Here is a 20867-nt window from a genome sequence, read left to right as displayed (position 1 = left end):
TTCAGCGGTGGTCAGTCGGTCAGGTGGCGGGAGTAGGCGGGCAGGGTCAGGAAGGCCGGGAAGGTCTCCTGCAGCGCCACCTCGCGGAAGATCTCTGCCGCGTCGTCGTACCGGTCCTCGTCACCGCGGGGAACGGTGGCCAGCACGTCGGTGATGATGTCCTCGACGTACGCGGCGGTGATCGGCGTGCCGTCCTCGGTGGTGCGGTCCTGCTGGATCCACTGCCACACCTGCGAGCGCGAGATCTCGGCGGTGGCGGCGTCCTCCATCAGCCCGTCGATGGCGACGGCGCCCAGTCCGCGCAGCCAGGCCTCGATGTAGCGGATGCCCACCGACACGTTGTCGTAGACACCGCGCGCGGTGATCGGGCGACCGATGCGCAGGTCGAGCAGCTGAGCGGCGGTGACGTTCACATCGTCGCGCTGGCGGTCGACCTGGTGGGGACGGTCGCCGAGCACGGCGTCGAACTCGGCGCGTGCCGCGGGGATCAGGTCGGGGTGGGCGACCCAGGTGCCGTCGAATCCGTCGCCGGCTTCGCGGCGCTTGTCGGCGGCGACCTTCTGCAGTGCCTGCTGGGTCATCTCGGGGTCGCGGCGGTTCGGGATGAACGCGCTCATGCCGCCGATCGCGTGGGCGCCGCGCTTGTGGCAGGTCTGCACGAGCAGGTCGGTGTAGGCGCGCATGAAGGGCACCGTCATGGTGACCTCACTGCGGTCGGGCAGCACGAACCGTGCGCCGCGGCCGCGGTAGGTCTTGATGATCGAGAAGATGTAGTCCCAACGGCCGGCGTTGAGTCCGGCGCAGTGGTCGCGCAGCACGTAGAGGATCTCGTCCATCTCGAATGCGGCCGGCAGCGTCTCGATCAGGACGGTGGCGCGGATCGTGCCGTGCGGGATGCCGATGTACTCCTCGGCGAAGGTGAACACGTCGTCCCACAGGCGGGCTTCTTCGCTGGACTCCAGCTTGGCGATGTAGAAGTACGGGCCGCGGCCGGCGTCGATCAGGGCCTGCGCGTTGTGGAAGAAGTACAGACCGAAGTCGACCAGAGAGCCCGAGGCCGCCATCGTGCGACCGGTGCGGTCGGTGAAGTCGACGTGCTTCTCGGTGAGGTGCCAGCCGCGGGGACGCATCACGATAGTGGGCGTGCGCTCGGCGGTGACGTGGTATTCCTTGCCGTCGGGAGAGGTGTACGAGAGCTCGCCGCGGATCGCGTCGCGCAGCGACAGCTGACCGCCGATGACGTTCTGCCAGGTCGGGCTGGTGGCATCCTCCTGGTCGGCGAGCCACACCCGCGCGCCCGAGTTGAGGGCGTTGATGGTCATCTTCGGGTCGGTGGGGCCGGTGATCTCGACGCGGCGGTCCTCCAGGCCGGGGCCGGGGCCAGCGACGCGCCAGTCGGCGTCCTCGCGGATGTGGCGGGTGTCTTCGCGGAACCGCGGGTCGTGACCGTTGCCGATCTCGAACCGGCGGCGCATGCGGTCGGCGAGCCGGTCGTGGCGGCGGTTCGAGAAGCGGTGGTGCAGCTCGGTGATGAAGGCCAGAGCCGCCGGGGTGAGGATCTCGTCGAACCGCTCGTGGATCGGTCCGGTGATGTGGATCGCCGGTCCCTGGTGTGCGCCGACGGCGACGCCGGCATCCTGGATCGGCGTGGTCTGTGACGCAGTGGGAGCGGTCATGATCTGTCTCCTCCGTGAGATGTCGGTCGCTGGTGTTCGGCCGGGGTGGCTTCACATCCACTCTGGGAGAGGAATGGCCCCAGCGCCGACCAAATCAGGAGAGAAGTTTGATGGAATTTCTGTTTTTGTGACAGAATGCTCGGCATGAGTCAGCCCGAAACGGTAGAAGAACCGGACGCCCTCACGATCGGGCGCCGCATCCGACAGCTGCGCACCGCGCAGGGGATGACGCTCGAAGACCTCGCGGCGCGGATCGATCGTGCACCCAGCCAGGTGTCGATGTTCGAGACCGGCAAGCGCGAGCCGAAGCTGACCCTGCTGCAGTCGATCGCCCGTGCGCTGGGCACGGGCCTCGATGGTCTGCTCGAGGGTGAGCCGCTCGACGAGCGCAGCACTCGCGAGATCGCGTTGGAACGCGCTATGAAGGGGCAGACCTTCCAGGCGCTGGGCATCCCGGCGTTCCGCATCGCCAAGACGATCCCCGATGAGGCGCTCGAGGCGATGCTCGCGCTGCACGGCGAGATCGAACGGTTGCGCGATGAACGGTCGGCGACTCCCGAAGAGGCGCGGCGGGCCAACGTCGAGTTGCGTCATCTGATGCGCACGCAGGACAACTACTTCGTCGAGCTCGAGCAGCACGCCGCGCAGATCCTGGCCGCCGTCGGGCACCCCGGTGGTCCGATCACCCAGCGGACGGCATCCGAGATCGCCGCGCACCTGGGTTTCACCCTGCACTACGCGCCCGACCTGCCGCAGACGACGCGCAGCGTCGCCGATCTCGCGCACGGGCGGCTGTACCTCTCCAGCAGCATCCCCGCCAAGGGCGACGCCCGTACCGCGGTGCTGCAGGCCCTGTCCAGTCGCATCCTCGGCCACGGGGAACCGCGCAGCTACGCCGAGTTCCTGCGTCAGCGGGTCGAGACGAACTACCTCACCGGCGCGCTGCTGGTGCCCGAGGCGCACGTGGTGCCGGTGCTGCAGGAGGCGAAGTCACGTCGCGCCATCTCGATCGAAGACGTGCGCGACGCCTACTCGGTGTCGTACGAGACGGCGGCGCACCGGTTCACGAACCTCGCCACGCGGCACCTCGACATCCCGGTGCACTTCTTGAAGGTGCACGAGTCGGGAACGATCACCAAGGCGTATGAGAACGACGACGTGAACTTTCCGACCGACCGTCTCGGATCCATCGAGGGCCAGATGTGCTGCCGTCGCTGGACGAGCCGGGTGGTGTTCGACGTCGAAGACCGCTTCAACCCGTACTACCAGTACACCGACACCGGCAACGGCACGTACTGGTGCACGGCCCGCGTCGAGCCCTCCAGCGAAGGCCTGCATTCGGTGAGCGTGGGGGTGCGTTTCGACGACACCCGCTGGTTCGTCGGGCGCGACACGAACAATCGCGGCGTGTCGAAGCACTCGGTCGAGACCTGCTGTCGCCGTGCTCCCGCCGAACTCGAGGAGCGCTGGCGGCAGCACTCCTGGCCGAACGTCCGCACGCCGCGCACGCTGCTGGCCACCCTGCCGACCGGCGCGTTCCCCGGCGTCGACAGCACCGACGTGTACGAGTTCCTCGAGGCGCACGCGCCGGCCTGAGCGGCCGCGGCACGCTCGCTCAGGCGGGGCGGATGCCGCTCACTCGCCGGCGGCGTGCAGGGCGATCCACAGCTCGGCGCGGGCCGGGAAGGTCGCCAGATCAACGCCGAGCAGCGCGGATGCCTGTGCGATGCGACTGCGCAGCGTGTGCCGGTGCACGCCGAGCGCGTTCGCGGACGCATCGAGCACGGCGTCGTGCTCCAGCCAGACGCGCAGGGTGCGTTCCAGGTCACTGCCCGACGCGGCGTCGACCTGCCGGATGGGGGCCAGACGCGACTCGGCGACCAGGCGTGCCTCGTCGGTGCTGAGCGCGCCGATCATGCTCGCGCTCGCCGTGTCCGCATAGCGGGTGACCGCATCGCCGCTGCGGCCCAGCGCGAACACCGCCTGTTCGTGCATGCGCGCGAACGATCCGTATCCGTCCGCCGCCGAAACCCCCCACTGCACCGAGAAGCGATCGGCGATCTGAGCGTAGACCTGTTCCTGCGCGGCGGAGACGACCAGCACCATGCCACTGGGGGCGGCCGCGCCGAAGTATGCCAGGCCGTCTTCCAAGCGGCGGCGTTCGCACCATTCCACGATCGCCTCGGCCGGGGCATCCGTCGAGGCGACACCGACCAGGACGGGCGCGACGGGCAGTGAGCCGAGCACGCGGCGCGCCAGCGCCGGGTCGTCCCGTAGGAGCGACTGGAGCACCTGGCTGTGCAATCGCGCCCGGCTGCGGTTGAGCTGCTCGCTCTGCTCCCTGGACAGGCCCGCCATCGCGATCACCGAGGTGACCACCGTGCGCGCCTCGGGGTCGAGGGCGTCGGTGGCCAGCGCGATCACGCCGCGCAGGTGGCCGCCGCGCCCCAGGGTGAACAGCAGAAAAGGCTGACCGTCGGCGGTGACCGATTGGGCGGCCTGTGCACCCCGGGCAAGGAGCTCGCCCACGTGTGCCGACAGGTCGGCAGCAGCGGGCTCGGCGAGAGAGCGCGGCGGATGCTCGTGCGTGAGCGCTCCGCCCGCATCGAACATCCCGACCCAGACGTCGATCCGGCGGGCTAGTTCGCTCAGCGTCGACTCGAGTCCGCGGGGTCGCAGCGCGGCGATCGCGAGTGCCCGCTGAGCATCGAGTGCCCAGGAGCGCCGAGCGTACGCCTGAGCGGCGATCGCCTCGGCGTGCGCCCTGGCCACGGCGATGAACGGTGTGCGGTAGGGCACCTCGAACAGGGGCATCCCCAGTGCGGCGCATGCGGCGATGAGCTCGCGGGGAGCACCGGCGTGGTGCACGTCGGCGCCAAACCCGAGGCCGGCGACCCCACGATCGGCGAGTCGGGTCACGTAGGCCTGCGCCTGTGCCGCGTCGCCGTCGGTGAGCTGGGTGCCCGTGGTCAGCAGCAGCAGGTCATCGGCGAGGAACGGGGTCGGGTCGAGGAGATCCGAGCTGTGCACCCACCGCAGGGGACGATCGAGGCGATCGCCAACCATGGCCTCCGTGGGCGACAGGAGCGTCAGCTCGAGGTCACGTCGGCGCAACAGGGTGCGCAGAGTGGGATCGTCCACGGACACCTCTCCAGTTTGTGTACGTCAGGGCGAACGCCTTGGCAGAATTGTACGCTTCGGCGAGTGCATCGAGCGTCTGCGGCTCGTACAGTCGCCATCATGACTCGTTCCGACGCAGATTCCGCAGCCCTTCCCGTCGGCGGCCCCGGCCTTCCCCAGGAGCGCCGCGTCGTCACCGCTCTTCCCGGTCCGCGCTCGGCGGCGATCCTCGCCCGCAAGGCGCAGGCCGTTCCCGCGGGCGTCGGACACACCGCCCCGATCGCGGCCGTCGCCGCCGGCGGCGGAGTCATCGTCGACGCCGACGGCAACTCGTTGATCGACCTCGGATCGGGCATCGCAGTGACCTCGGTCGGCAATGCACACCCGAAGGTCGTCGAGGCCGTCGCGGCGCAGGCCGCGCAGTTCACGCACACCTGCTTCATGGTCTCGCCCTACGAGTCGTACATCGACGTCGCCGAAGCACTCAACCGCGTCACCCCCGGCGACTTCGCCAAGAAGACCGCGCTGTTCAACTCGGGCGCCGAGGCCGTCGAGAACGCCATCAAGATCGCCCGCAAGCACACCGGCCGCCAGGCCGTCGTCGCCTTCGATCACGGCTACCACGGCCGCACCAACCTCACCATGGCGCTGACCGCCAAGTCGATGCCTTACAAGAGCGGCTTCGGTCCCTTCGCCCCCGAGGTGTACCGCGCACCGATGTCGTACCCGTTCCGCGACGGCCTCAGCGGCCAGGAGGCCGCGGCCCGCGCCATCCTGCAGCTCGAGAAGCAGATCGGCGCCGACAACCTCGCCGCTGTCATCATCGAGCCCATCCAGGGTGAGGGTGGCTTCATCGTCCCCGCCGACGGGTTCCTGCCCGCAATCGCCGAGTGGTGCCGCGCCAACGGCGTGGTGTTCATCGCCGACGAGGTGCAGACCGGCTTCGCCCGCACCGGAGCGATGTTCGCCAGCGAGATCTTCGGCATCGAGCCCGACCTGATCACCACCGCCAAGGGCATCGCCGCGGGCCTACCGCTGGCGGCCGTCACCGGACGCGCCGAGATCATGGATGCCTCGCACGCGGGCGGCCTCGGCGGCACCTACGGCGGCAACCCGATCGCGTGCGCCGCCGCGCTCGCCGCCATCGACGCCTTCGAGAACGAAGGACTGATCGAGCGCGCCCAGCAGATCGGCGCGCTGCTCACCGACCGGCTCTCCCGGATGCAGGCATCCGACGCCCGCATCGGTGACATCCGCGGCCACGGCGCAATGATCGCCGCTGAGTTCGTCGACCCCGAGACCAACGCGCCGGACGCCGCACTGACCGCTGCCGTCGCCAAGGCCTGCATCGCCGCTGGCGTGATCGTGCTCACCTGTGGCACCTACGGCAACGTCATCCGGTTCCTGCCGCCGCTGTCGATCAGCGACGAGCTGCTGGGCGAAGGCATCGACGTCGTCGCCGACGCCCTGGCTTCGGCCTAACAGACTGCCGACCGCGGCCCGTATCGGGGGATATCGGGCCGCGGCCGGCACACACAACATGCTCCGAGAACGGCCTCGAGAACGAAGGAAAGTGCACATGACCGAGATCAACCGCGACGTGCTGATCGTGGGCGCCGGCGCAGCCGGGCTCACCGCGGCCAACGAACTGCGCAAGGCCGGCCTGTCGGTGGCCGTCCTCGAGGCGCGTGACCGCGTCGGCGGCCGCCTGTGGACCGACGTCATCGACGGCGCGATGCTCGAGATCGGCGGACAGTGGGTCTCGCCCGATCAGGATGCCCTCATCGAGACGATCGACGAGCTCGGACTGGAGACGTACAGTCGCTACCGCGAGGGCGACAGCGTGTACATCGGACCGGACGGCACCGTCAGCCGGTTCACCGGTGAGATGTTCCCAGTCGCACCCGAGACCGAGCGCGTGATCGACGAGATCACCGAGCGCCTCGACCGGATGGTCGCCGAGATCGACCCCGACAGCCCGTGGGAGCACCCGAACGCCGCCGAGTGGGATGCCGTCACATGGGACGCCTGGCTGCGCTCGCAGACCGACGACGACGAGGCCGTTCGCAACCTCGCCTTCGCCACCGGATCGGCCATGCTCACCAAGCCGACGCACACGTTCTCGCTCCTGCAGTCGTTGCTGATGGCCGCATCCGCCGGGTCGTACTCGAACCTCGTCGACGCCGACTTCATCCTCGACAAGCGTGTGGTCGGCGGACTCCAGCAGGTCCCGCTGCTGCTGGCCGAGCGCCTCGCCGACGACGTGCTGCTGAACCAGCCGGTGCGCTCGCTCGAGTGGGGCGATGCCGGCGTGACCGCCACCACCGACGACACCACCGTCCGTGCCCGCTTCGCGATCCTGGCCCACGCGCCGGTGCTGTACGACCGCATCTCGTTCGTGCCCGCACTGCCGCGCCGGCAGCACCAGCTGCACCAGCACCTGTCGATGGGCTTCGTCATCAAGGTGCACGCCGTCTACGATCGTCCGTTCTGGCGCGAGCAGGGGCTCAGCGGCACCGCCTTCAGCCCGTACGAGCTCTCGCACGAGGCCTACGACAACACCAACCACGGCGACGAGCGCGGCACCCTCGTCGGCTTCGTCAGCGACCAGAACGCCGACGACCTGTTCACCCTGTCGGCCGAGGAGCGCAAGGAGCGCATCCTGGAGTCGCTGTCGCACTACTACGGTCCCGAGGCGAAGAACCCGGTCGTGTACTACGAGAGCGACTGGGGCAGCGAGGAATGGACCCGCGGCGCGTACGCCGCCAGCTTCGACATGGGCGGGCTCCACCGCTACGGAAGCGACCTGCGCACGCCCGTCGGGCCGATCCACTTCGCCTGCTCCGACATGGCCGGTGCCGGTTACCAGCACGTCGACGGCGCCATCCGGATGGGTCGTCTGGCGGCCACCCGCATCATCGAGCAGAGCCGCGCATGAGCCCTTCGTCGATCGTCATCGGATACACCGCGACGCCGGCCGGCGCCGACGCCCTGGCTCTGGGCGTGCGCCTGGCCCGCGGCCTCGGCATGCGCCTCGACCTGGTCGTCGTGCTGCCCGCCGAGGGCACCCGCAACGCCGCCGTGCCGCCCGAGCGCGCCTACGTCGACCACATCCGCCGCCAGGCGCAGGAGTGGCTGCGGACGGCATCCGCCACGATCCCCGACGACGTTGAGCGCATGGGGCATGTGCGCTTCGGCGACTCCTTCGCGGCGGGACTCATCGCCGCCGCCGAGGAGTTCGACGCGCGACTGATCGTCGTGGGTGCCGCCGGCACCAGCGCCTTCGGTCGGCACCGGCTCGGTTCGGTGGCATCCGACCTCGTGCACTCGTCGCCGATCCCCGTCGCGCTGGCGACGGCCGGCTCGGCAGAGGACGTCGATCTCGCCCTGCCCATCACGCGCGTGAGCGCGGCGATCGGCACCAGGGAGGGCTCGGAAGTCCTCCTGGAGGAGGCCGTCGCCTTTACCCGAGCCAGCGGCGGATCACTGCGGCTGATCTCGCTCGTCCCGTTCGACACCCCGGCCGGACTCGACACCGCCGCCATCACCCTCGTGCGCAACTCGCACGGCGGCGATGTGCTCGCGCAGGCGCGCGAGGCGCTGCCCGCGGGCGTCGAGGCGACCGTCGAGCGCGCGACCGGAGACAGCGTCGAGGATGCTGTCGCACACCTGCCGTGGGAGCCGGGCGAGATCGTTCTCGTCGGCTCCAGTCGGCTCGCGCAACCGCGCCGGCTGTTCCTCGGCTCGACCGCGGCCAAGATGCTGCACGAGCTGCCCGTCCCCATGATCGTCGTTCCCCGCACCCGCGGCACCGGAAAGGCCTGAGGCCACAGCATGTCCCAGAAATCGCACAGCGTCGTGCCGGACCCGGTCACCACCGGTATCTCCCGCAAGGGTCTGAGCAGCGGCACCGTCGGTCTGCTCGGAGCCGTCGTGATCGGTATCTCGTGCATCGCGCCCGCGTACACCTTCACCGCGGCCGTCGGACCGACGGCATCCGAGGTCGGATCGCAGATCCCCGCGATCATCCTCGTCGGCTTCATCCCGATGCTGCTGGTCGCCTTCGGGTACCGCGAGCTGAACCGCCAGATGCCGGATGCCGGCACCTCGTTCACGTGGGCGGCCCGCGCCTTCGGCCCCTGGGTGGGGTGGATGGCCGGATGGGGACTGGTCGTCGCGACCATTCTCGTGCTCTCGAACCTCGCCGGCGTCGCCGTCGACTTCCTGTTCCTGCTGCTGTCGCAGATCACCCGCGATCCCGCCATCGCCGACCTCGCCGGTATCACCTGGATCAATATCGCCGTCTGCCTGCTGTTCATGCTCGGCGCCACCTTCATCTCGTACCGCGACATGAAGACCACGCAGAAGCTGCAGTACTGGCTGGTCGGGTTCCAGCTGCTCGTGCTGGTGTTCTTCGCCGTCGCCGCGATCAGCCAGGCCGTCTCGGGCAACGGCTTCGACTTCCAGCCGTTCGATCCGTCCTGGTTCAACCCGTTCGAGGTCTCGTCGTTCAGCGCGTTCGCGGCGGGCCTGTCGCTGTCGATCTTCATCTTCTGGGGCTGGGACGTCACCCTGACGATGAACGAGGAGACCAAGGACCCCGAGCGCACGCCGGGACGCGCGGCGACCGTGACCGTGCTGACCATCGTGTCGCTGTACCTGCTGCTGTCGGTCGCGATGATCATGTACGCCGGCGTCGGCACCGGTGAGCTGGGCCTGGGTAACGAGGGCATCCAGGAGAACGTCTTCTTCCACCTGTCGGGACCGATCCTCGGCCCGCTGGCGTTCCTGGTATCGCTGGCCGTGCTCACCAGCTCGGCATCTTCGCTGCAGTCCACATTCGTGGGTCCCGCGCGCACGCTGCTGGCGATGGGGCACTACGGGGCACTGCCCTCGGCGTACGCCAAGGTCAGCCCGCGCTTCTTCACCCCCGGCTACGCCACGATCGTGTCGGCCATCGTCGCCTCGGCGTTCTACGCGATCATGCGCGTCGTCAGCGAGGACACCCTGTGGGACACCATCCTGACGCTGGGCATGATGATCTGCTTCTACTACGGCATCACGGCGTTCGCGTGCGTGTGGTACTTCCGCAAGCAGTGGTTCGACTCGGCGCGCAACGTGTTCTTCACCTTCCTGTTCCCGCTCATCGGCGGCATCCTGCTCGCGGTGCTGTTCTTCACCACGCTGATCGACTCGATGGACCCGGCCTACGGCTCGGGCACCGAGATCGGCGGAGTCGGCATCGTCTTCATCCTCGGCATGCTCATCATCGGGGTCGGGATCGTGGTGATGATCATCAACGCGATCCGCCGCCCCGCCTTCTTCCGAGGTGAGACGCTGGGTATCGACGCCCCGCCGAGCCTGCGCCGCCGCTGACCCACCCTCCCCACACAGAATCGAGAACCACCCATGAGCACAGCACTCGCATCCAACGAGCAGGAACTGCTCGGCCGGGTACCCACCGGTCTCTTCATCGGCGGCGAGTGGATCGACGCCGAAGAGGGGCGCACCTTCGACGTGCGCGACCCCGCGACCGGTGAGGTCATCGCCTCGATCGCCGATGCGACGCCGGCCGACGGCATCCGCGCGCTCGACGCGGCCGTCGCCGCGCAGGAGTCGTGGGCGGCGACCCCGCCCCGTACGCGCAGCGACATCCTGCGCCGCGCCTTCGACCTCGTACAGGAGCACAAGGAGGACCTCGCGCTGCTGATGACCCTCGAGATGGGCAAGCCGCTGGCCGAGGCCCGTGGCGAGGTCGTCTACGGCGGTGAGTTCCTGCGCTGGTTCAGCGAGGAGGCCGTGCGCATCACGGGTCGCTACGGCACCAGCCCTGAGGGCACCGGACGCATGATCGTCTCGCAGCGTCCCGTCGGACCGTCGTTCTTCATCACGCCGTGGAACTTCCCGTTCGCGATGGCGACCCGCAAGATCGCCCCCGCGCTCGCCGCGGGCTGCACCGTGGTCATCAAGCCGCCGGCACTGACCCCGCTGACGACGATCTTCTTCACGCGTCTGCTCGAAGAGGCGGGCCTGCCGGCCGGTGTCGTCAACGTGGTGCAGACCTCGTCGTCGTCCAAGCTGTCGGCGCCGATCATCGCCGACCCGCGCCTGCGCAAGCTCTCGTTCACCGGATCGACCGGCGTCGGCCAGAAGCTCATCGAGCAGGCCGCTCAGGGCGTGCTGCGCGTGTCGATGGAGCTCGGCGGCAACGCGCCGTTCGTCGTCTTCGAGGATGCTGACCTCGACAAGGCGGTCGACGGTGCGATGGCCGCGAAGTTCCGCAACATCGGCCAGGCATGCACGGCCGCGAACCGGTTCATCGTGCACGAGGACATCGCCGAGGAGTTCGCGCGCCGGGTCACCGAGCGCGTGCAGGCGATGAAGATCGGACGCGGCACCGAAGAGGGCGTCACCATCGGCCCGCTGATCGACGCGGATGCCGTCGGCAAGGCTGCCGAGCTCGTCGGCGATGCTGTCGAGCGCGGGGCCCGTGTGCTCGCCGGCGGCGCGGCCATCGAGGGCACCGGAACGTTCTACCAGCCGACCGTGCTCACCGACGTGGTCGCCGGCAGCGACATCCTGCGCGAGGAGATCTTCGGACCCGTGCTGGCCATCGCCACCTTCGCCGACGAGGCCGAGGCCGTGCGCCTGGCCAACGACACCGAGTACGGCCTGGTCTCGTACGTCTTCACTCAGGACCTCGCGCGCGGACACCGCATGATCGAGGCGCTTGAGACGGGCATGATGGGGCTGAACGTGGGCGTCGTCTCGAACGCCGCGGCACCCTTCGGTGGCGTCAAGCAGTCCGGCATCGGTCGCGAAGGCGGTTTCGAGGGCATCCACGAGTACCTGTCCACCAAGTACACGCTCATCCCGGCGTGAGCCACCACACACGAAGCGAGGAACCGACATGACCGACTACGCCGTCGTCAACCCGGCCACCGGCGAGACCGAAGCCGCATTCGAGACGTTCACCGACGCCCAGATCGAGGATGCCGTCGCTCGTGCCGCGAGCGCCGCCGTCACGTGGGCGGCGACCCCGCCCGCCGAACGTGCGGAAGTGATCCGTCGCATCGCGCAGCTGCACCGCGAACGTCGCGACGAGTTCGCCGCGATCATCGTGCGCGAGATGGGCAAGCCGATCGCCGCGGCCGAGGGCGAGGTCGACTTCGCCGCCGACATCATCGAGTACAACGCCGACAACATCGACAAGATCACCGGCGACACCCCGCTCGACATCCTGGGCGAGGGCAGCGCCGTCGTGCGCCGCGCGCCCCTGGGCGCCCTGCTGGGCATCATGCCGTGGAACTTCCCCGCGTACCAGGTGGCACGCTTCGCGGCCCCCAACCTGGCGGTGGGAAACACGATCATCCTCAAGCACGCCCCGCAGTGCCCCGAGTCGGCCGCGCTGCTCGAGCGCATCTACCGCGATGCGGGCCTGCCCGACGGCGCGTACGTCAACGTCTACGCCACCAACGAGCAGGCTGCGACGATCATCGCCGACCCGCGCGTGCAGGGGGTTTCGGTGACCGGTTCCGAGCGCGCCGGCGCGGCCGTCGCGGAGGTCGCCGGGCGCAACCTCAAGAAGGTGGCGCTGGAACTCGGTGGGTCCGACCCGTTCATCGTGCTCTCGACGGATGACATGGATGCTGTCGCTCAGGCCGCGGTCGATGCACGCCTCGACAACAACGGCCAGTCCTGCAACGGCGCCAAGCGCTTCATCGTGGTCGACGAGCTCTACGACGCCTTCACCGAGAAGTTCGTCGCGGGCCTCGCCGCGGTCTCGGCCGAGGATCCGACGCAGCAGGACACCGTGCTGGGACCGCTGTCGTCGACGGCGGCCGCCGAGCGCCTGCAGCAGCAGGTCGACGAGGCACTCGCACAGGGCGCGACGCTGCTGACCGGCGGCACCCGCAACGGCACGTTCTTCGCACCGACCGTCCTCGCCGACGTCACCGCCGACATGAACGTGTATCGCGAGGAGCTGTTCGGGCCCGCCGCGGTCGTGTACCGCGTGGCCGACGAGGCCGCCGCGGTCGCGCTCGCCAACGACACCTCGTTCGGTCTCGGCTCGTACGTGTTCACCACCGACCCGGCGCAGGCCGAGCGCGTGGCGGATGCCATCGAGGCCGGCATGGTCTACATCAACCTGGTGCTCGCCGACAGCCCCGAGCTGCCCTTCGGTGGCGTCAAGCGCAGCGGTACCTCGCGCGAGATGGGCCTGCTGGCCGCCGACGAGTTCGTCAACAAGAAGCTCATCCGCACCGCCTGATCCGTGCGACCATGACCCTCCGGATGCCCGTTCCGTGGCATCCGGAGGGTCTCTCGCATCCGTCCGCGAATCTCGTTACGATCGGCCCAAGGGACGTCCACCGCGAAGGGAGGCACAGCGTGTCCGCACCCGAGTACTCCTTCGTCAGCGTTCCGTTGCGCCGAGACCGTGCGGGGTGGGAGTTCGCCTTCGACTATCAGACCGTCATCACCGAGCGTGCCGCCGACGGGTGGGGCTTCGTGCAGTTGATCCTGCTCGAGCACCACACCGAACCGCGTGCCGACCTCGTCTTCGTGCGAAAGGGTCAAGAGCAATGAAGCATCCGTTGCGTCTGCTGCAGTCATTCGTCGTGTTCATCGCGGGACTGTTCGGGTTGTTCGTGTTCGCGGGCAACCTGATGGACTACGACTCGAACTATCAGTTCGTCGTGCACGTGCTGTCGATGGACACCACTTTCGAGGGCAACGCGTTGATGTGGCGCGCGATCGACAGCCCGGTGATCCACACGATCGGCTACATCGGCATCATCATCGCCGAGGGCGTCTTCGCGGGTCTCGCGCTCTACGGCGGTGTGCTGCTGTTCTTGCGGCGCAATGCCGACATCGCCGCCTACGACCGGGCCAGGGGCTGGGGCTACGCCGCCTTCGCCCTGGGCTTCGCGATCTGGTTCCTCGGCTTCATCGTGGTCGGCTCGGAATGGTTCGCGATGTGGCAGTCGGGCATCTGGAACGGCAAGGACACCGCGATGGGCATCGTCACGCTGTGGGCCGCGTTCGCGGTGCTGCTCGCGATGAACGAGCCTGCGCGTGAGGGGAGCGCAGCATGAGCCTCTACGACGACCCGGTCACCGTTCTTCCGGAGCAGCGGTGTTGGGAGCTGGTGCGCACTCAGGAACTCGGAAGGCTCGTCACGCACGTCGGCGACGTCGTCGACGTCTTCCCCGTGAACTACGCGGTCGACGATGAGGGCATCATCTTCCGCACGGCACCCGGAACCAAGCTGCTTGAGCTGACGGTCAACGCCGATGTGATCTTCGAGGTCGATGATCACACCGACACCGAGGCGTGGAGCGTCATCATGCGTGGCCGCGCGACGGCTTTGGAGAGCGAAGCCGACATCGAGCGGGCCGAGAACACCGGCCTGCGCCCGTGGATCCCCACGCTCAAGCGCGTCTTCGTGCGCATCGAGCCGACGCGCATCAGCGGCCGGGGATTCCGTCGAGACCCCGAGCCCGAGCGCACCGGCGTCGCGGAGTACTGATCGGCTGTGCACCGCGCGAATCACCCGGGATTTCGGTTCGGTTCGGTCGGATGCCGCGGATGCCGTACACTGATCTAGCAGTTGTCTGCATCCTTCACCGTGCCCCACACGGCACGCGGAGGAGGTAGACCCAGAGGTCGCAAGGTCTCTAGGGCGGTAGCTCAATTGGCAGAGCAGCGGTCTCCAAAACCGCAGGTTGCAGGTTCGATTCCTGTCCGCCCTGCGCGTCAGCGCACATGCTGGCTCACGAAAGGTACGTACCGGATGGAACAGGACGACGTTCGCGGCGACATCGTCGCAGCAGGCCCGTACGCACTGCGCGAGAAGAAGCTGGGCTTCTTCGGGCGCATCGCTCTGTTCTTCCGCCAGGTGATCGGCGAACTGAGCAAGGTCGTCACCCCGACTCGCAAAGAGCTGGTCAAGTACACCGCCGTGGTCTTCGTGTTCGTGCTGATCGTGATGGGCATGGTGTACGGCCTCGACTGGATCTTCGGGAGCCTGACGCACGTCGTGTTCGGAGTCCCGCTCGGCTGACGCACCCTCGACGTCCGCAGGAACCCCTGGGAACGTCGCAGTGAACGGAAAGAAGCAACGTGTCTGAACGATATTCCGACGATGCGGACTGGGCGACAGCCGCAGAGCAGTCGAGTGAAGAGGACGAGTCCCAGGAGGGCAACGTCCTCGCCGAGCAGGAGCAGTCGGCCACGGCCGCCGAGCACGTGGCTTTGCACGTCGAGGGCGACGGGGATGACGCCGAGAACTTCGGCGGCGACACGGATGACATCGAGATCGAAGACCCGGAGGCAGACGCGATCGTGAACGACGCTCTCAACCTGGACGAAGCAGCTGAGTCAGAAGCAGCCGCAGAGGTCCTCAACGACGCCGTGGCGGAAGACACCGCCGACGCAGAGGCCGCAGCCGCTGAAGAAGTGGCACCCTACGACGGCCCCGAGATCGACGGCGACAGCGCCGATGAGCCTGCGGAGGAAGACCCCTACGAGGCCTTCCGCATGGATCTGCGGATGCTGCCCGGCAAGTGGTACGTCATCCACTCCTACGCCGGCTTCGAGCGCAAGGTGAAGGCCAACATCGAGCAGCGCAAGTCGACGCTCGAGGTAGAGGACGACATCTACCAGATCGAGGTCCCGATGGAGGACGTCGTCGAGATCAAGAACGGCCAGCGCAAGATGGTCACGCGCGTGCGCATCCCCGGCTACGTGCTGGTGCGCATGGAGCTCAACGAGGACACCTGGTCGGTCGTGCGTCACACGCCCGGCGTCACGGGCTTCGTGGGCAACGCCCACAACCCCACGCCGCTCCGCTTCGAAGAGGCCTTCAACATGCTGAAGTCGCTCGTCGAGGTCAAGGATGTGCCGACCGCGAAGTCCATTGCCGCCAAGGGTGGCGTCGCCGTCGCCCGCCCGGTGGCCGCTGAGGTCGACTTCGAGATCGGCGAGACGATCACGATCAAGGAAGGGTCGTTCGCGGGCCTTCCCGGTTCGATCAGCGAGATCAAGCCCGAGAGTGGCAAGCTCACGGTTCTCGTCTCGCTCTTCGAGCGCGAGACTCCGGTCGAACTGTCGTTCGACCAGGTCACCAAGATGGCCTGACCCGCACAGCATTCACGAACGGCCGCCCCGGAACGGGGCGGCCGTTCGTGCGTTCTCGGGTATACTTGGATGGTTTGTGCGCCCGTTTCTCGTGCGCGCGAGCAACCGCAGCCCGGAACCGCCGGGTTCGCGGGAGAACGGATGCGTGCCGCATCCGCTCGATGAAAGGAAAGAGAATGGCACCGAAGAAGAAGGTGACCGGCCTGATCAAGCTTCAGATCAACGCCGGTGCAGCCAACCCGGCGCCGCCGATCGGCCCCGCGCTCGGTCAGCATGGCGTCAACATCATGGAGTTCTGCAAGGCGTACAACGCCGCGACCGAGTCGCAGCGCGGCAACGTCATCCCCGTGGAGATCACCGTCTACGAGGACCGCAGCTTCACGTTCATCCTGAAGACCCCGCCGGCAGCTGAGCTGATCAAGAAGGCCGCTGGCGTTGCGAAGGCCTCGCCCACGCCGCACACGGTCAAGGTCGGAAAGCTCACCAAGGAGCAGGTCCGCCAGATCGCCGAGACCAAGCAGCCCGACCTGAACGCGAACGACATCGACGCTGCGTCGAAGATCATCGCCGGTACCGCCCGTTCCATGGGCATCACGGTCGAGGACTGAGGGGGATAAATCATGGCTAAGTCCAAGGCATACCAGGCTGCCCTCGCCAAGATCGAGGCAGACCGTTTCTACACTCCCGCTGAGGCTGTCGCCCTGGCCAAGGAGACCGGTTCGGCGAAGTTCGACTCGACCGTCGAGGTCGCGCTGAAGCTCGCTGTTGACCCCCGCAAGGCAGACCAGATGGTGCGCGGCACCGTCATGCTGCCGCACGGCACCGGTAAGACCGCCCGCGTCATCGTTTTCGCCAACGGCCCGGCCGCTGAGGCTGCGATCGCCGCTGGTGCGGACGAGGTCGGTGGCGCCGAGCTGATCGAGAAGGTCGCCGGCGGCTGGACCGACTTCGACGCCGCGGTCTCGACCCCCGAGCTGATGGGTCAGGTCGGTCGTCTGGGTAAGGTGCTGGGTCCCCGTGGCCTCATGCCCAACCCCAAGACCGGCACCGTGACTCCGAACCCGGCCAAGGCTGTTGAGGAGATCAAGGGCGGAAAGATCGAGTTCCGCGTCGACAAGCACGCCAACGTGCACTTCATCGTCGGCAAGGCCTCGTTCAGCACTGAGCAGCTGAACGAGAACATCGACGCCGCTCTCGAAGAGATCGTGCGTCTGAAGCCGTCGAGCGCGAAGGGCCGCTACATCCAGAAGGGCGCCGTGTCGACCACGTTCGGCCCCGGCATCCCGCTGGACGTCAACGCCATCTGAGTCTGAGACTCGCTTTCGAAGACCCTCACCCCGCTCGGGGTGAGGGTCTTCTGCGTTGCGGCTCAGCCGAAGAGCACGGGCAGCACCAGGTTCACACCGAGCGCGATCATCACGACGGCGATACCGGCATCGAGCATCCGCCACGCGCGAGGTGTACGCAGCCATCTACCGAGGTGACGTGCGCCGAATCCCAGCGCGGTGAACCACACGAAGCTGGCGATCACGGCGCCCGTCGCGAACAACCAGCGGTCGTCGCCATGTGTCGCGGCGACCGAGCCCAGCATGAGCACCGTGTCGAGGTACACGTGCGGGTTCAGCCAGGTCAGCGCGAGCACCGTCGCCAGGGTGGGTGCCAGACGCGTGCGGGCCAGCGTCGTGCTCGCGGACCCGGATGCCGGGTGGCTCGGCCCCGGGGATGCGGTGTCGTCGGATGCGATCAGCTCGCCCCCTCCCCGCCAGGCCCGTCGGGCAGCGACCAGTCCGTATCCGACGAGGAAGGCTGCGCCCGCCCAGCGCGCGACGACCACGAGCCAGGGTGCGGTCTCGATCAGCAGTCCGAGGCCGGCGACGCCGCCGACGATGAGCACCGCATCAGAGAGAGCGCACACCAGCACGACCGGGAGAACGTGCTCACGCCGTAAGCCCTGCCGCAGCACGAAGACGTTCTGTGCGCCGATGGCGATGATCAAGGAGAGGCCGAGGCCGAGGCCGGCGAGCACGGTGAGCATTCCCTCACGGTATCGAGGTATAGATCATTAGCGCCAACAAAGAAACTTGCTTAGCTATTAGCATTGCTTATGTGAAGATCGATGCGCAGCTTGCCACGACCATCGCCGCGGTGATCGACGAGGGCAGCTTCGAAGCGGCCGCGCGCAGACTGCACATCACCCAGTCGGCGGTGAGTCAGCGGGTGCGGGTTGTCGAGCAGCAGATCGGGCGGGCGGCGCTCGTGCGTTCCCGCCCTGTGCGCGCGACCGAGGCGGGCGAAGCGCTCGTGCGCCTTGCGCGTCAGGTCGAGCTGCTGGAGCACGATGTGATGGTGGCCTTCGGTCTCGGAGATGCCGAACCCGAAGCCGCTGTAGAGACCGCGGCGCGCGTGCGGATCCCGCTCGCCGTGAATGCTGACTCCATGGCAACGTGGTTCCTGTCTCCGATCGCGCGAATCGCGCGACAGCATCCGATCGATGTCGATCTGCACCGCGACGATCAGGACTACACCGCGCGGATGCTCGAGTCGGGCGAGGTCATGGCAGCCGTCACGAGCGAGGCAGAGCCGGTGGGCGGCAGCGCGGTGACGCCCTTGGGCGTGCTCGAGTACCGAGCCATGGCGACGACCGACTACTTCGAGCGCTGGTTCGCCGACGGTGTCTCGAACGACGCGCTGCGCAAGGCGCCCTTCGTCGATTTCGATCGGCGCGACGCGCTGCAGCAGGGGTGGCTGCGGGCGCGGGGAGTCGATCCGTGGTCGGTGCCGAGGCACTACGTGCCGGCGTCGCACGACTTCTCTCACGCCGTGCGGCTGGGGCTCGGATGGGGACTGATCCCGATGCCGCAGGCGACCGAAGACCTGATCGAGCTGGGGGAGCCGCGCATTCGCGTGCCCTTGTACTGGCAGCAGTGGAACCTGCGCTCACCGCTGCTCGATGCGATCGCTGCAGAGGTCGCCGCCGAGGCGTCGCGCGTGCTGGTGCCGTTGCGCTGAGATTAGTCGCTGAGGGCGAGGGCGCGGAACATGTCGCGCTCGCGGAGTGAGTCGCGGCGACTCGCGGCGGGCGCGGCGCCGGTGGGGGGACGTTGTCCTGTCGTGCGGTGATACAACTCGTCGATCAGACGGGTCGCGAGGTCGACGAGGCGGCCGATCTCTTTCTCGTCACGGTCGATCCACACCGAACGGGGCTCGTCGTGCAGCGGTCGGAAGTCGTCGTGCTCTTCCCACACGAACAACGTGCGCTCGGCGCCCAACACGTGCTGCTGCCACCACACCTGCCGTAGGTAGTTGCGGGGGATGGTGCGCCAGGACTTGTTGGTCGTCTTGATCTCGGCGAGCAGTACTCGGCCCTCGCCGTTGACACAGACGCCGTCCGGCGTCGCGAGATGGCGTTTCTCGACCGCGGCGTGGAACAGCGCCGACGAAGGCAGGATGCCGTGAGTCGAGGCGACCCACGCGGCGATCTCGGGCTCGCGACGGCGGCCGTGATCTGTGTACGCGTTGCCGCCGAACCGCGGCCCACCGCCGAGCTTGGAGTCCGCGGCGCGAATGATCGAGGCGTCTCCCGAGAGCCCGGCGACATCTGTTGCGGTGATCCCCCGTGCCCGAGCGCGAAGCCACGCGACCCGGTCGCGGGAGTCCGCGACGATCCGGGCTTCGAGTTCGGGGGTCACTCCACGAGGCTACCCCGAGCCGTGGGGGTCCTTGACCCTCCCACGCCGCGTGATTTGGGGTGGGCGGTCGGATGCCGTAGACTTCACGTAACCGAAGACCGCCGGTCATCGTCATGTGCGCAAGCACGCGTCGATCGAAGCACTGCATCGCAGGGGCCCGCGCAGGTGTGCGATTTCTTTCTGAAGCTCCGTGCGCTTGCGCCGGAGCTTTTCTCATGTGGTGGGCAGTCAAGGTCGACGCCCCGCATCCGTGTGGCGTCCGTACACAGAAGGAGTGACCATGGCGCAGAAGGATGCAACGGTTGCCGAGCTCACGAAGTCTTTCGAGAGCTCGAACGCCGTCCTGCTGACCGAGTACCGCGGTCTGACGGTTGCCCAGCTCAAGGAGCTGCGCAACGCTATCCGTCAGGACGCGGAATACGCCGTGGTGAAGAACACGCTGACCAAGATCGCCGCGAACAACGCGGGGATCACGACGCTGGACGAGGGCCTCAAGGGCCCGTCGGCCGTCGCGTTCGTGCACGGTGACTTCGTCACCACCGCCAAGGCTCTGCGTGACTTCGCCAAGGCCAACCCGCTTCTCGTGATCAAGGGCGGCGTCTTCGAGGGCAACGCTCTCGACGCCGACGAGGTCAACAAGTACGCCTCGCTCGAGAGCCGTGAGGTTCTGCTGGCGAAGGCAGCGGGCATGATGAAGGCGACGATGGGCAAGGCTGCTGCCACCGTCGACGCGCTTCGCGAAAAGCTGGAGACCGCCGAGGCCGCGTAAGCGTCCGGCGTCTTCCTCACACAAACCCCATTTATTAGGAGATACATCATGGCGAAGCTCACCACTGAGGAGCTGCTGGAGCAGTTTGCGGACCTGACCCTCATCGAGCTCAGCGAGTTCGTGAAGGCGTTCGAGGAGAAGTTCGACGTCACCGCGGCCGCTCCGGTCGCCGTTGCCGGCGCAGCCGGTGGCGCTGGCGATGCCGCTGCCGAGGAGGAGAAGGACTCGTTCGACGTCATCCTCGAGGCTGCTGGCGACAAGAAGATCCAGGTCATCAAGGCCGTCCGCGAGCTCACCTCGCTGGGTCTCGGCGAGGCCAAGGCTGTCGTCGACGGCGCTCCGAAGGCCGTCCTCGAGGGCGCCAACAAGGAGACCGCTGAGAAGGCCAAGGAGGCCCTGGAGGGCGCCGGCGCCACGGTTACCCTCAAGTAAGACTTCTTACTGACACAGAAGGCCCCGGGTTCGCCCGGG

21 protein-coding genes and 1 tRNA gene are annotated in these 20867 nt (G+C 67.8%); 18 read left to right on the top strand and 4 right to left on the bottom strand.

Annotated features, from left to right (window positions below; translation table 11 throughout):
- Nucleotides 1-11 precede the first annotated feature (11 nt).
- Nucleotides 12-1676 carry a malate synthase A gene (gene aceB / locus ACLD0U_RS10870; protein ID WP_179410090.1) on the bottom strand — a complete coding sequence of 555 codons (1665 nt, stop codon included), beginning with the start codon at nt 1674-1676 and terminating at the stop codon, nt 12-14.
- 144 nt (nt 1677-1820) lie between these two features.
- On the opposite strand from aceB, the gene ACLD0U_RS10865 reads away from it, so the two are divergent.
- Nucleotides 1821-3272, top strand: coding sequence for an XRE family transcriptional regulator (locus tag ACLD0U_RS10865; protein ID WP_206551489.1), 1452 nt, complete (start codon nt 1821-1823; stop codon nt 3270-3272).
- Between the two features lie 39 nt (nt 3273-3311).
- Here the strand turns inward: ACLD0U_RS10865 and ACLD0U_RS10860 are convergent, their stop codons facing one another.
- Nucleotides 3312-4817 carry a PucR family transcriptional regulator ligand-binding domain-containing protein gene (locus ACLD0U_RS10860; RefSeq protein ID WP_410340626.1) on the bottom strand — a complete coding sequence of 502 codons (1506 nt, stop codon included), beginning with the start codon at nt 4815-4817 and terminating at the stop codon, nt 3312-3314.
- A gap of 99 nt (nt 4818-4916) precedes the next feature.
- On the opposite strand from ACLD0U_RS10860, the gene gabT reads away from it, so the two are divergent.
- From gabT to rplA, 14 genes are all read left to right on the top strand, one after another.
- Nucleotides 4917-6278 (top strand): 4-aminobutyrate--2-oxoglutarate transaminase, encoded by a 1362-nt coding sequence (gabT, locus tag ACLD0U_RS10855; protein ID WP_410340625.1) that lies wholly within the window; start codon nt 4917-4919, stop codon nt 6276-6278.
- A gap of 97 nt (nt 6279-6375) precedes the next feature.
- Nucleotides 6376-7734: a flavin monoamine oxidase family protein gene (locus ACLD0U_RS10850; protein WP_410340624.1), complete on the top strand. Its 1359-nt coding sequence runs from the start codon at nt 6376-6378 to the stop codon at nt 7732-7734.
- The gene (locus tag ACLD0U_RS10845; protein ID WP_224818694.1) at nt 7731-8621 is read left to right on the top strand and encodes a universal stress protein; all 891 of its coding nucleotides are present in this window, start codon (nt 7731-7733) and stop codon (nt 8619-8621) included. The genes ACLD0U_RS10850 and ACLD0U_RS10845 overlap by 4 nt, the downstream gene beginning before the upstream one ends.
- A 9-nt stretch (nt 8622-8630) precedes the next feature.
- Nucleotides 8631-10172 carry an APC family permease gene (locus ACLD0U_RS10840; RefSeq protein WP_179410096.1) on the top strand — a complete coding sequence of 514 codons (1542 nt, stop codon included), beginning with the start codon at nt 8631-8633 and terminating at the stop codon, nt 10170-10172.
- 33 nt (nt 10173-10205) lie between these two features.
- Complete coding sequence (locus ACLD0U_RS10835; protein WP_410340623.1) at nt 10206-11678, top strand: NAD-dependent succinate-semialdehyde dehydrogenase; 1473 nt, start codon at nt 10206-10208, stop codon at nt 11676-11678.
- Between the two features lie 28 nt (nt 11679-11706).
- Complete coding sequence (locus ACLD0U_RS10830) at nt 11707-13068, top strand: aldehyde dehydrogenase family protein (RefSeq protein ID WP_206551494.1); 1362 nt, start codon at nt 11707-11709, stop codon at nt 13066-13068.
- Between the two features lie 119 nt (nt 13069-13187).
- Nucleotides 13188-13385, top strand: a complete 198-nt coding sequence (locus ACLD0U_RS10825; RefSeq protein WP_179410099.1) for a DUF4177 domain-containing protein — start codon at nt 13188-13190, stop codon at nt 13383-13385.
- Entirely contained in the window at nt 13382-13894 is a 513-nt protein-coding gene (locus ACLD0U_RS10820; RefSeq protein ID WP_179410100.1) for a DUF2165 family protein, read from the top strand. Before ACLD0U_RS10825 ends, ACLD0U_RS10820 begins: the two co-directional genes overlap by 4 nt.
- Entirely contained in the window at nt 13891-14328 is a 438-nt protein-coding gene (locus tag ACLD0U_RS10815; protein WP_224818697.1) for a pyridoxamine 5'-phosphate oxidase family protein, read from the top strand. The genes ACLD0U_RS10820 and ACLD0U_RS10815 overlap by 4 nt, the downstream gene beginning before the upstream one ends.
- A gap of 150 nt (nt 14329-14478) precedes the next feature.
- Nucleotides 14479-14551 (top strand) — tRNA-Trp (locus ACLD0U_RS10810).
- 41 nt (nt 14552-14592) lie between these two features.
- A complete protein-coding gene (gene secE, locus ACLD0U_RS10805) occupies nt 14593-14862 on the top strand; it encodes a preprotein translocase subunit SecE (RefSeq protein WP_179410102.1) in 270 nt (89 codons plus the stop codon).
- A gap of 59 nt (nt 14863-14921) precedes the next feature.
- On the top strand, nt 14922-15938 hold the full coding sequence (gene nusG / locus ACLD0U_RS10800) for a transcription termination/antitermination protein NusG (protein WP_206551496.1): 1017 nt from the start codon (nt 14922-14924) through the stop codon (nt 15936-15938).
- A 176-nt stretch (nt 15939-16114) separates the two neighbouring features.
- Nucleotides 16115-16546 carry a 50S ribosomal protein L11 gene (gene rplK, locus ACLD0U_RS10795; RefSeq protein WP_179410104.1) on the top strand — a complete coding sequence of 144 codons (432 nt, stop codon included), beginning with the start codon at nt 16115-16117 and terminating at the stop codon, nt 16544-16546.
- 12 nt (nt 16547-16558) lie between these two features.
- A complete protein-coding gene (gene rplA / locus ACLD0U_RS10790) occupies nt 16559-17245 on the top strand; it encodes a 50S ribosomal protein L1 (RefSeq protein WP_206551497.1) in 687 nt (228 codons plus the stop codon).
- Nucleotides 17246-17307: 62 nt separating this feature from the next.
- Here the strand turns inward: rplA and ACLD0U_RS10785 are convergent, their stop codons facing one another.
- Entirely contained in the window at nt 17308-17973 is a 666-nt protein-coding gene (locus ACLD0U_RS10785; protein ID WP_224818698.1) for a LysE/ArgO family amino acid transporter, read from the bottom strand.
- 71 nt (nt 17974-18044) lie between these two features.
- On the opposite strand from ACLD0U_RS10785, the gene ACLD0U_RS10780 reads away from it, so the two are divergent.
- Nucleotides 18045-18947, top strand: coding sequence for a LysR family transcriptional regulator ArgP (locus ACLD0U_RS10780; RefSeq protein WP_224818699.1), 903 nt, complete (start codon nt 18045-18047; stop codon nt 18945-18947).
- Between the two features lie 2 nt (nt 18948-18949).
- Here the strand turns inward: ACLD0U_RS10780 and ACLD0U_RS10775 are convergent, their stop codons facing one another.
- Nucleotides 18950-19627, bottom strand: a complete 678-nt coding sequence (locus ACLD0U_RS10775) for a YqaJ viral recombinase family protein (RefSeq protein WP_410340622.1) — start codon at nt 19625-19627, stop codon at nt 18950-18952.
- A gap of 280 nt (nt 19628-19907) precedes the next feature.
- On the opposite strand from ACLD0U_RS10775, the gene rplJ reads away from it, so the two are divergent.
- Nucleotides 19908-20396, top strand: a complete 489-nt coding sequence (rplJ, locus tag ACLD0U_RS10770) for a 50S ribosomal protein L10 (RefSeq protein ID WP_179410109.1) — start codon at nt 19908-19910, stop codon at nt 20394-20396.
- A 48-nt stretch (nt 20397-20444) separates the two neighbouring features.
- Nucleotides 20445-20828 carry a 50S ribosomal protein L7/L12 gene (gene rplL / locus ACLD0U_RS10765; RefSeq protein WP_179410110.1) on the top strand — a complete coding sequence of 128 codons (384 nt, stop codon included), beginning with the start codon at nt 20445-20447 and terminating at the stop codon, nt 20826-20828.
- The last annotated feature ends 39 nt before the right edge of the window (nt 20829-20867 follow it).

Origin of the sequence: Microbacterium sp. 2216-1, assembly GCF_046507855.1 — a bacterium.
GTDB classification, from domain to species: Bacteria; Actinomycetota; Actinomycetes; order Actinomycetales; family Microbacteriaceae; genus Microbacterium; species Microbacterium esteraromaticum_C.
This window is presented reverse-complemented; position numbering and strand designations above follow the sequence as displayed.

Excerpts from the sequence above, each read along its gene's own strand:
- aceB (WP_179410090.1), bottom strand. The coding sequence starts at position 1,676 with ATGACCGCTCCCACTGCGTCACAGACCACGCCGATCCAGGATGCCGGC.
- ACLD0U_RS10865 (WP_206551489.1), top strand. The coding sequence starts at position 1,821 with ATGAGTCAGCCCGAAACGGTAGAAGAACCGGACGCCCTCACGATCGGG.
- gabT (WP_410340625.1), top strand. The coding sequence starts at position 4,917 with ATGACTCGTTCCGACGCAGATTCCGCAGCCCTTCCCGTCGGCGGCCCC.
- ACLD0U_RS10850 (WP_410340624.1), top strand. The coding sequence starts at position 6,376 with ATGACCGAGATCAACCGCGACGTGCTGATCGTGGGCGCCGGCGCAGCC.
- ACLD0U_RS10845 (WP_224818694.1), top strand. The coding sequence starts at position 7,731 with ATGAGCCCTTCGTCGATCGTCATCGGATACACCGCGACGCCGGCCGGC.
- ACLD0U_RS10840 (WP_179410096.1), top strand. The coding sequence starts at position 8,631 with ATGTCCCAGAAATCGCACAGCGTCGTGCCGGACCCGGTCACCACCGGT.
- ACLD0U_RS10835 (WP_410340623.1), top strand. The coding sequence starts at position 10,206 with ATGAGCACAGCACTCGCATCCAACGAGCAGGAACTGCTCGGCCGGGTA.
- ACLD0U_RS10830 (WP_206551494.1), top strand. The coding sequence starts at position 11,707 with ATGACCGACTACGCCGTCGTCAACCCGGCCACCGGCGAGACCGAAGCC.
- ACLD0U_RS10820 (WP_179410100.1), top strand. The coding sequence starts at position 13,382 with ATGAAGCATCCGTTGCGTCTGCTGCAGTCATTCGTCGTGTTCATCGCG.
- ACLD0U_RS10815 (WP_224818697.1), top strand. The coding sequence starts at position 13,891 with ATGAGCCTCTACGACGACCCGGTCACCGTTCTTCCGGAGCAGCGGTGT.
- secE (WP_179410102.1), top strand. The coding sequence starts at position 14,593 with ATGGAACAGGACGACGTTCGCGGCGACATCGTCGCAGCAGGCCCGTAC.
- rplK (WP_179410104.1), top strand. The coding sequence starts at position 16,115 with ATGGCACCGAAGAAGAAGGTGACCGGCCTGATCAAGCTTCAGATCAAC.
- rplA (WP_206551497.1), top strand. The coding sequence starts at position 16,559 with ATGGCTAAGTCCAAGGCATACCAGGCTGCCCTCGCCAAGATCGAGGCA.
- ACLD0U_RS10785 (WP_224818698.1), bottom strand. The coding sequence starts at position 17,973 with ATGCTCACCGTGCTCGCCGGCCTCGGCCTCGGCCTCTCCTTGATCATC.
- rplJ (WP_179410109.1), top strand. The coding sequence starts at position 19,908 with ATGGCGCAGAAGGATGCAACGGTTGCCGAGCTCACGAAGTCTTTCGAG.
- rplL (WP_179410110.1), top strand. The coding sequence starts at position 20,445 with ATGGCGAAGCTCACCACTGAGGAGCTGCTGGAGCAGTTTGCGGACCTG.